General features: G+C 64.4%; 7 protein-coding genes. 5 read left to right on the top strand and 2 right to left on the bottom strand.

Features of this window, described 5'->3' with window-relative positions:
• Window positions 1-113 precede the first annotated feature (113 nt).
• Window positions 114-2,201, top strand: a complete 2,088-nt coding sequence (locus IAE39_RS19140) for a putative bifunctional diguanylate cyclase/phosphodiesterase (RefSeq protein ID WP_201205418.1) — start codon at window positions 114-116, stop codon at window positions 2,199-2,201.
• Here IAE39_RS19140 and IAE39_RS19135 read toward each other — a convergent pair.
• Window positions 2,198-2,458 carry a DUF1652 domain-containing protein gene (locus IAE39_RS19135; protein ID WP_201205416.1) on the bottom strand — a complete coding sequence of 87 codons (261 nt, stop codon included), beginning with the start codon at window positions 2,456-2,458 and terminating at the stop codon, window positions 2,198-2,200. The genes IAE39_RS19140 and IAE39_RS19135 overlap by 4 nt on opposite strands.
• A gap of 274 nt (window positions 2,459-2,732) precedes the next feature.
• A complete protein-coding gene (locus IAE39_RS19130) occupies window positions 2,733-3,380 on the bottom strand; it encodes a DUF1345 domain-containing protein (protein ID WP_201205403.1) in 648 nt (215 codons plus the stop codon).
• 278 nt (window positions 3,381-3,658) lie between these two features.
• Here IAE39_RS19130 and pgm point away from each other — a divergent pair, with 278 nt between their 5' ends.
• The 4 genes from pgm (at window position 3,659) to IAE39_RS19110 (ending at window position 9,300) form a co-directional block, all read left to right on the top strand.
• Window positions 3,659-5,296: a phosphoglucomutase (alpha-D-glucose-1,6-bisphosphate-dependent) gene (gene pgm, locus IAE39_RS19125; RefSeq protein WP_201205402.1), complete on the top strand. Its 1,638-nt coding sequence runs from the start codon at window positions 3,659-3,661 to the stop codon at window positions 5,294-5,296.
• Between the two features lie 78 nt (window positions 5,297-5,374).
• Window positions 5,375-5,887, top strand: coding sequence for a sigma-70 family RNA polymerase sigma factor (locus tag IAE39_RS19120; RefSeq protein WP_201205401.1), 513 nt, complete (start codon window positions 5,375-5,377; stop codon window positions 5,885-5,887).
• A complete protein-coding gene (locus IAE39_RS19115) occupies window positions 5,884-6,828 on the top strand; it encodes a FecR domain-containing protein (protein WP_201205400.1) in 945 nt (314 codons plus the stop codon). The genes IAE39_RS19120 and IAE39_RS19115 overlap by 4 nt, the downstream gene beginning before the upstream one ends.
• A gap of 66 nt (window positions 6,829-6,894) precedes the next feature.
• Entirely contained in the window at window positions 6,895-9,300 is a 2,406-nt protein-coding gene (locus tag IAE39_RS19110) for a TonB-dependent receptor (RefSeq protein ID WP_201205399.1), read from the top strand.
• Window positions 9,301-9,356: the final 56 nt, after the last annotated feature.

Genomic DNA, 9,356 nt, shown 5'->3' with positions numbered 1-9,356 from the left:
CCCGTCTTACCATTGGATCCATTCCCATTCGCAAAAACCCCGTGCGTTTCGTCAAAGCTTGAGTACAATCGTCAGCTTTTTCCGGGCCCCCTGTCCCGGCCCTGGAACTCCCAATGCTGACCGGTAGCTACTCCTCTTCGCTGGTATTGATTTCGCTGTGCGTGGCGATCCTGGCGTCCTATACCGCCCTGGACCTGACTGGCCGCATCGCCACGGCCAAGGGCCGCGCTGCCTACCTGTGGATGGGCGGTGGTGCGTTGGCCATGGGCATTGGTGTGTGGTCGATGCACTTCATCGGCATGCTCGCCTTCAGCCTGCCCATCGACCTGGGCTACGACCTGGCCCTGACCGCGTTTTCACTGCTGATCGCCGTGCTGTCCTCGGGCTTTGCCCTGTGGCTGGTCAGCCAGCCGAGCCTGCCGGGGCTGCAACTGGCGTTTGGCGCGTTGATCATGGGCGCCGGCATTGCCTGCATGCACTACACCGGCATGGCCGCGTTGCGCATGCTGCCTGGCATCGACTATGACCCTACGCTGTTCGGCGCCTCGCTGCTGATAGCAGTAGGGGCCTCGGCGGCAGCCTTGTGGATCGCCTTCCGCTTGCGCGCGCACACCCCTTATGTGCGGCAGATTCGCGGCCTGGCGGCCGTGGTGATGGGGTTTGCCATCGTCGGCATGCATTACACCGGAATGGCCGCGGCAAACTTCCCCGATGGCAGCTTCTGTGGCGCGCTGGGCAGCGGGTTGCAAGGCGATGGCCTGGTTTACCTGGTTCTGATCACCACCCTGGCAGTATTGGCGGTGGCCTTGCTGACCTCGGTGCTGGATGCCCGCCTGGAGGCACGCACCGCCGAGCTGGCGCGTTCGCTGACCCTGGCCAACCAGGAACTCACCCAACTGGCCTTGCACGACACCCTGACGGACCTGCCCAACCGTACCTTGCTGGCCGACCGCATAGAGCAGGCCATCGCCAAGGTGGCAGAGCAGGGCGGCTGCTTTGCCCTGATGTTCATTGATCTGGACGGCTTCAAACCGGTCAACGATGCCTTTGGCCACCACATTGGTGACCTGCTGCTCAAGGCCGTGGCCGCCCGCCTGCGCGGCCACCTGCACAGCCAGGACACCTTGGCGCGCATCGGCGGCGACGAGTTCGTGCTGCTGGTGGAACTGCAAGAGCCGGACGATGCCATGGATGTTGCGGTCAAGCAGGTCAACCTGGTGTCACGGCCATTCCGTGTGGCCGAGCACGACCTGCAACTGTCGGCCAGCCTGGGCATCGTCCTCTACCCGGGCAATGGCCAGGACCAGCACGAGCTGCTGCGCAATGCCGACGCCGCCATGTACCACGCCAAGAGCGCCGGCAAGAACGGCTACAGCTTCTTCGACGTGTCGATGAACAGCAACGCCCGCCAGCAACTGCAACTGCTGCAGGACTTGCGCCAGGCGCTGGAGCAGCGCCAGTTCCGCCTGCACTACCAACCCAAGTTCGACGCCCAGGCCTGCCAGCCGATCGGCGCCGAAGCGTTGCTGCGCTGGGAGCACCCGCAGCAAGGCCTGTTGCTGCCCGACCGCTTCATCGGCCTGGCGGAAAAGACCGGGCTGATCATTCCCATTGGTGAGTGGGTGCTGGATGAAGCCTGCCGGCAGATGCGCCAGTGGCTGGACCAGGGCCATCACGGCTGGCGCATGGCGGTGAACCTGTCGGCTATCCAGTTCTGCCACACCGGGCTGGTCGAAAGCGTGGCCCGAGCGCTGCGGCAGAATGGCCTGCCGGCCAACTGCCTGACCCTGGAAATCACCGAAACCACCGCCATGCACGACGCCGACGCCAGCCTGACCGTGCTGCAGCGCCTGTCTGACATGGGTGTGGACCTGTCCATCGATGACTTTGGTACCGGCTACTCCAGCCTGATGTACCTCAAGCGCCTGCCGGCCAACGAACTGAAGATAGACCGCGGCTTTGTGCGTGACCTGGAGCAGGACAGTGACGATGCGGCGATCGTCTCGGCCATCGTCGCACTGGGCCAGGCACTGGGCCTGCGGATCGTTGCCGAAGGGGTGGAGACCGACAAGCAGCAGGACTTCCTGACCCGCCTGGGTTGTGATTCGCTGCAGGGCTACCTGCTGGGCCAGCCGGTGCCGGCCGAGCAGTTCATGGGCAAGCTGCAGGCCATGGGCCAGGCAAACACCGCTGTGGGTTAGACCGCGTCGCGCAAGGTAAAGGCGGGGATAAAGCAATCCATCTCCGCCTCGACGGCCTCGATGATGCGTTCTACATCGGCGGCAGCCATGATCGCCGCGCAGGGGATGCCGGCAATCGCCAGCACGGTTTCACCGGTGGCGCGGTCGAACAGCCGTGCGACCATGCTGCGTGGCGCATCCATGTTGGCCTCGAAGCCCAGCGGGTGGAAATGCCAGCGCATCACCTGGCAGGCGTTGGGGAACGTCATCTTGTTCATGCCAGCCTCCTTGTCCGTACCTGGACCTGGTGAGCGGGTGGCCACATCGATGCGGCCGCCGGGAAGGTAAACATAGCACCTGCCAGGCGCGATTCTCGGGTGCAAATACGACAAATGTACTAATGCATGACAAAGGTCACATCCTTGTCATCGACGTGCTTTTTCGGGGGGCGGCATGGCAAACGTTTTCCTTGCTGGATAACGCCTGTTTTCACGGTGATTTACCGCGTTTTTCAGGTGTTCAACACTTAGCGCTTTCAGACGAACGGCTCGGTCAACCCAGCAGCCCGGCAGCGATATTGATGGTAAACCCCAAAATCGCCGTATTGAACACGAACCCCACCAGCGAATGCGCCAGCACCACCCGCCGCAGGCCGCGCCCGGCAACGCCTACGTCAGACGTTTGCACGGCCACGCTGATGGTGAACGAGAAGTAGTGGAAGTCCCAGTAATCCGGGTTGCGTTCGTTATCGGCGAAGCGCAGGGGCGGTTCGTGGTTTTGCCCGGTGTAGAACAACCGTGCGTAGTGCAGGCTGAAGATGCAGCCGATCAGCAACCAGGAGCCGGCCACCGTCAGGCCCGTGTAAAGGTAGTGCAAGGCCAGGGCGCTGCCTTGCAGCCCGCGGCTGGACACCAGTTGCAAGGTGACTGCGGCGAGGCTGGCGATGGCGGCAATGCACACGGTAAGCAGGACCAGGCCGGCGTTTTCGTCCTCGACCCGGGCGACCTTGCGCACCTTTTCCGGGTTGGCGCTGCAACTCAGGTACAACACCAGCAGCAGGTAAAGCCAAACGCCCAGGTTCCAGCCGGCGAGGATGTGCTGCACGCTGTCGCCAGCGGGAATGAGCCAGGCGCCGAGCAGGCCGACGGCGGCGGCGATGCTCAGGCGGGGGTGGGTATGGGTCAGGCGGTGGAAAGCCATGGGGCCTCTTTTTTGATGGTTATGGCCTCTACTCTAGACCGTCAAAAGCAAGATGAGCGGCTTACGCGCTTCCTGTGGGAGCGGCTTTAGCCGCGAACACCGGCGCAGCCGGTGCCAGCCATCGCGCTGCCTCCTTCGCGGGTGAACCCGCTCCCACAGGGGCCTCCACAAGGAACGCGTAAGCCATTGTTTCTTTGCTGCCGCCCATCGCACGCCCCTGCAACTCTCAGTACACTGCACGTTCCAACACCAACATCCGTTGAACTCGAGGTTTTTGCATGACGCTCAGTCCTTTGGCAGGCAAGCCGGCTCCGGCCAGTGTGCTGGTCGATATTCCCCGGCTGCTCACCGCCTACTACACCGGCCGCCCCGACGCTGCCGTGGCGGCCCAGCGGGTGGCCTTCGGCACCTCGGGGCACCGGGGCACTTCGCTTGAATTGAGCTTCAACGAGTACCACGTCCTGGCCATCACCCAGGCCATCTGCCTGTACCGCCAGGAAAAAGGCATCGACGGCCCGCTGTTCATCGGCGCCGACACCCACGCCCTGTCGGCACCGGCCACTGCCAGTGCACTGGAAGTGCTGGCCGCCAACGGCGTGCAGGTGATGCTGTCCAAGGATGACGAATACACGCCCACACCGGCCGTGTCCCACGCCATCCTCTGCCACAACCGTGGTCGCGCCCAGGGCCTGGCCGACGGTATCGTCATCACCCCGTCGCACAACCCGCCGCAAAGCGGTGGCTTCAAGTACAACCCGCCCAATGGCGGCCCGGCCGACAGCGACGTGACCAAGTGGATCGAGGCCAAGGCCAACGATCTGCTGGCGGCGAACCTGGCGGGCGTCCAGCGCATGGACCACGCCAAGGCGCTGCAGGCCCCGACTACCCACCGCCACGACTACATCAGCCACTATGTGGCCGACCTGGAAAACGTCATCGACTTCGATGTCATCCGTAACGCCAAGCTGCGCCTGGGCGTCGACCCGTTGGGCGGGGCAGGGGTGCGCTACTGGACGGCGATCGCCAAGCATTATCAGCTGGACCTGGAAGTGGTGAACACCGAGGTCGACCCGACCTTCCGCTTCATGACCGTCGACTGGGACGGCCAGATCCGCATGGACCCCTCCTCGCCGTACGCCATGCAGGGCCTGATCGGCCTGCGCGAGCGCTTCGACGTGGCCTTCGCCTGCGACCCGGACCACGACCGCCACGGCATCGTCACTGCCGATGGCCTGTTGCAGCCGAACAACTACCTGGCGGTAGCCATCGATTACCTGTACCGCCACCGCCCGCAATGGCGCAGCGATGCCGCAGTGGGCAAGACTGTGGTGTCCAGCGGCCTGATCGATCGCGTTACCCAGCGCCTGGGCCGTGAACTGTACGAAGTGCCGGTGGGCTTCAAGTTCTTCGCCCAGGGCCTGTTCGATGGCTCGCTCGGCTTTGGTGGCGAGGAAAGTGCCGGTGCTTCGTTCCTGCGCCGCGATGGTTCGGTCTGGGCCACCGACAAGGATGGGCTGATCCCGGCCTTGCTGGCCGCCGAAATGACCGCCCGCACCGGGCGCAACCCGAGCCAGGCTTACGCCGACCTGACCGAAGCACTGGGCAAGCCGTTTGCCACCCGTGTCGAGGCCAAGGCCGATGCACGGCAGAAGGCCCTGCTGAGCAAGCTGGCGCCGGAGCAGGTGAAGTCGACCGAACTGGCCGGTGAGCCGATCGTGCAGATCCTTAGCCACGCCCCGGGCAATGGCCAGGCAATCGGCGGGTTGAAAGTGATGACCGCTAATGGCTGGTTCGCCGCACGCCCGTCGGGCACCGAAGACATCTACAAGATCTACGCCGAAAGCTTCATCGACGAGGCGCACCTGCAGCGCCTGGTCCAAGAAGCCCAGGTGCTGGTGGACGCGGCAATTGCCTGACCGGTAACAAAGCGCTTGGTTCTGCGGTATAACGTAAATTAGAATTAATCCTATTTACGCTGCCGCAGGGCCTTCCACATGTACGACGCCGCGCCGCCAACCGATCCTGGCCTGCCTGCCCTGTACCGGGAGCATCGCAGTTGGCTGGAAAGCTGGCTGCGCCGGCGTATGGGCAACGCCTGGGATGCCGCCGACCTCAGCCAGGATACCTTCCTGCGCGTACTGGCCAGTGCCCAGCCGCTGGCAGACATTCGTGAGCCGCGCGCCTATCTGCTGACCGTGGGCAAGCGCCTGCTCAGCAACTTCCACCAGCGCCGTAGCCTTGAACAGGCCTACCTGGATGCCCTGGCACAGCTGCCCGAGCAACACGTGCCTTCGCCAGAGCAGCGCTGGATACTGCTGGAAACCTTGCAAGCACTGGATGAACTGCTCGACGGCCTGAAGGCGCCCGTGCGCAAGGCCTTTCTCTGGAGCCAGCTGGAAGGCCTGGGCTACGCCGAAATCGGCAAGCGCCTGGGCGTTTGCGAGCGTTCGGTCAAGCGCTACATGGCACAGGCCTACGAACATTGCCTGTTGGCCGAGCTGGCATGACCAGCCACTCGCCCGAAACCCGCGAAGCGGTGCGCGCCGCCGCCCACTGGCTGGCACTGCTGGACGCTGGTGATGCCAGCGAAAGCGACTTGCTGCGTTTGGCACAGTGGCGGGCCAGTAGCAGCCTGCACGAAGACGCCTGGCAAAAGGCATCGCTTTTGCGTGCGCGTTTTTCCGGCTTGCCCGGGGCGTTGGCCATGGCCACCCTCGACCGCCCGGATGCCGGCCGCCGGGCGCTGCTCAAACAGGCCTTGGGCGTGGCTGCGCTGCTGCCGGCGGCCTGGCTGGTCAGCCGTGAACTACCACTGCAAGCCTGGACCGCCGACCTGAGAACCTCGGTGGGCGAGCGCCGGCAGGTGCTGCTGAGCGATGGCACCTTCGTGCAGTTGAACACTGACAGTGCGGTCGATATCGACCTTGGCGCCCGACGCCTGACCCTGCTGCGCGGCGAAGTCGCGGTCAAGGTGCCCGCTGGCTTGAGCCTTGATGTGCAGCTGCCTTTCGGCCAGGTGGCGCTCAATGACAGTGAGGTCTGTCTGCGTCTGTTCGATGACGCCTGCCGGGTGTCGGTGGTCGATGGGGCAGCCAACCTGCAGCCGTTACGAGGCCCGGCGAAGTGGTTGCAGGCCGGGCAGCAGGCCCGTTTGCAGGCGGCTGGCGTCGGCCCTGCGAGCGCGTTGGACACCTGGCCGCTGGGCTGGCGCGAAGGTGTGCTGCGGCTGGACGACCGCCCACTTGGCGAGTTGCTGCACGAACTGCGCCGCTATCGCCCCGGGCTGTTGCGTTGGGCGCCGGAGCTGGAGGGCCTGCGGGTGACCGGCACCTTCCGCCTCGACGACACCGACCGGGTGCTGGCATTGCTGGCTGCCAGCCTGCCTTTGCAGGTGCAGGCACGTACGCGTTACTGGGTCAGCCTGTCTGCGCGAGAAAATCGTGTGTGAGGCTGTCCCCTTTTTTTCACTCACCGGTCATTACCGGTAGTAGAAAATAAAGGGGAGCCTTGTTCAATGCCTGCAGTAAAGTCTTGCCGCCTGCGCCCACTGGCGCGCGCCGCGCACCCGTTGTTCGCCATGAGCCTGTTGTTGTGTGCACCGGCCTGGGCCGATGAGCCCGCGCGCCGCACCTTTCAGGTAGCGCCCGCCAGCCTGGGCGCCGCGTTGACCCATTTTGCCGATCAGGCCGGTGTCAGCCTTTCGCTGGACCCGGCACTGGTGCAGGGCCGGCAGAGCAACGGCCTGTCCGGCAGCTACAGTATCGATGAAGGTTTCGCCCAGTTACTGCGCGGCAGCGGCCTGCAGCTACTGCCTGTGGGTGAGGGCGCCTTCACCCTGGTGCCTGCGCCGCAGGCCGGTGGCGCCCTGGAAATTGCCCCGACCAGCATCGTCGGCGGCCTGGCCACCAGTGGTGAATCGCCACCTTACGCCGGTGGCCAGGTAGCACGGCAGGGCGCACAAGGCCTGCTCGGTTCGCGTGACTTCATGGAAACCCCGTTCAGCATCACCAGTTACACCAGTGATGTGGTCAAGAACCAGCAAGCACGGACCCTGGGCGAGTTGATTGCCAGTGACCCTTCGGTACGTGCCACCAACCCGGCCGGTGGGCGCTTCGAGCAGTTCACCATTCGCGGCTTCAGCCTGTTCAACAGCGACGTCGCCTACAACGGCCTGTACGGCATCTTGCCGACCTACTCGATCGACATGGAAATGGCCGAGCGGGTCGACATCATCAAAGGCCCCAGCCAGTTGCTCAACGGCATTTCGCCGCGTGGCAGCGTGGGCGGCGGCATCAACGTGCAGCCGAAGCGGGCTGGCGACAAACCGATCAGCGAATTCACCGGCAGTTTTGCCTCCGGTAGCCAGGCCGGCGGCGCAGTGGATATTGGCCGCCGCTTTGGTGAGGGCGAGCAGTTTGGTGTGCGCTTCAATGGCGTGAAGCAGTCGGGTGATACCGAATGGGATCATCAAAGCGTCGATCGCGAAATGGCGGTGCTGGGCCTGGACTTTCGTGGTGAGCACCTGCGCCTGTCGGCGGACCTGGGCCACACCGAGCGCGATACCGATGCGCCACAGGAGCGCGTGCTGATCGGCGCCAATGCCAAGGTGCCGGATGCCAGCGACGTGCGCCACAACTATGCTCAGGCCTGGAGCAAGGCGCGCACCAACGACACCTTCGGCGCGCTGCATGCCGAGTACGACATCAGCGAGTCGCTGCTGGCCTATGGCGCGGTCGGTGCGCGCAAGAGCAACCACGACTTTTTGCGCCATAACGTGTCGATCATCAACGATGCCGGTGACTTCACCGTGCAGCCGCGCGACTTCACCCGCGACGAGTCGGTGCGCACCGCCATGGCCGGCCTGCGCAACTGGTTCCACACCGGGCCGGTCAGCCACGAGCTGAACCTAGCCGCCAGCTATTTCTACATGGACTTCACCAACGGCGGTGCGCGCTACGCTTCGGCGCCCAGCAACCTGTACAACCCGGTCGCAACGCCGACGCCGGGCACGCCCACCCGCATCGACCCCGAGGTGTACACGGAAAACCGCTTTTCCGGTGTAGCCCTGGCCGACACCCTGGGCTTTTTCGACGACCGTCTGCTGCTGACCCTGGGCGCGCGCTGGCAGCGGGTGCAGGTGGATGACTGGAGCGACGGCGTCAAAGGCGAAACTGCCTATGACGAAGAAAAGGTCTCGCCTTCGGGCGGTGTGTTGCTCAAGGTCACTGACCAGCTGTCCTTGTACGCCAACTACATGGAAGGCCTGAGCCAGGGCAAGATCGCCCCGTCGACCTCGGTCAACGAAGACCAGATCTTCCCGCCGTTCACCAGCCGCCAGGTCGAAGTGGGGGCAAAGTATGACTTTGGCCAGGTGGCCTTTACGGCCAGCGCCTTCCGCATTCGCCAGCCAGCCTACGAGACCAACGCCACTTCGCGGGTGTTCGGCCCCAACGGCAAGCGTGACAACCGCGGCATCGAGCTGAGCGTGTTCGGTGAGCCCATCCAGGGCGTGCGTGTGCTGGGCGGGGTGATGTACATCGACAGCGAGCTGACCGATACCGTCGGCGGTGCCTACGACGGCAACCGCGCGCCGGCCACGCCTGAGTACAACGTCAACCTGAGTGGCGAGTGGGATGTGCCAGGGGTGAACGGCCTGACCCTGACGGCGCGCGGCATTCATTCCAGCTCGCAGTACCTGGACCAGAACAACAGCAAGCAGATCGATGGCTGGGAACGCTATGACGTGGGGGCGCGGTATGCGTTCAAGGTGGATGCTACCGAAGTGACCTTGCGTGCCAGTGTCGAGAACGTACTGGATGATCGCTACTGGAGTTCGGCGGGGGCATCGGACGACAGCGAGCCGGGCTTGACCCTGTCGACCCCGCGCACCTATCTGCTGTCTGCCACAGTCGGCTTTTAAGCCTTGCGCGGTCCCCTGTAGGAGCGGGGGGGGGGGGGGGGGGGGGGGGGGGGGGG

Source organism: Pseudomonas sp. S37 (assembly GCF_016658545.1).
Lineage (GTDB): Bacteria > Pseudomonadota > Gammaproteobacteria > Pseudomonadales > Pseudomonadaceae > Aquipseudomonas.
Note: the sequence above shows the minus strand (reverse complement) of the source record. Positions and strands in the feature narration are given on the sequence as shown.

Bases quoted from the DNA above. Each gene is read 5' to 3' on its own strand.
- IAE39_RS19140 (WP_201205418.1), top strand. From the start codon at position 114: ATGCTGACCGGTAGCTACTCCTCTTCGCTGGTATTGATTTCGCTGTGC.
- IAE39_RS19135 (WP_201205416.1), bottom strand. From the start codon at position 2,458: ATGAACAAGATGACGTTCCCCAACGCCTGCCAGGTGATGCGCTGGCAT.
- IAE39_RS19130 (WP_201205403.1), bottom strand. From the start codon at position 3,380: ATGGCTTTCCACCGCCTGACCCATACCCACCCCCGCCTGAGCATCGCC.
- pgm (WP_201205402.1), top strand. From the start codon at position 3,659: ATGACGCTCAGTCCTTTGGCAGGCAAGCCGGCTCCGGCCAGTGTGCTG.
- IAE39_RS19120 (WP_201205401.1), top strand. From the start codon at position 5,375: ATGTACGACGCCGCGCCGCCAACCGATCCTGGCCTGCCTGCCCTGTAC.
- IAE39_RS19115 (WP_201205400.1), top strand. From the start codon at position 5,884: ATGACCAGCCACTCGCCCGAAACCCGCGAAGCGGTGCGCGCCGCCGCC.
- IAE39_RS19110 (WP_201205399.1), top strand. From the start codon at position 6,895: ATGCCTGCAGTAAAGTCTTGCCGCCTGCGCCCACTGGCGCGCGCCGCG.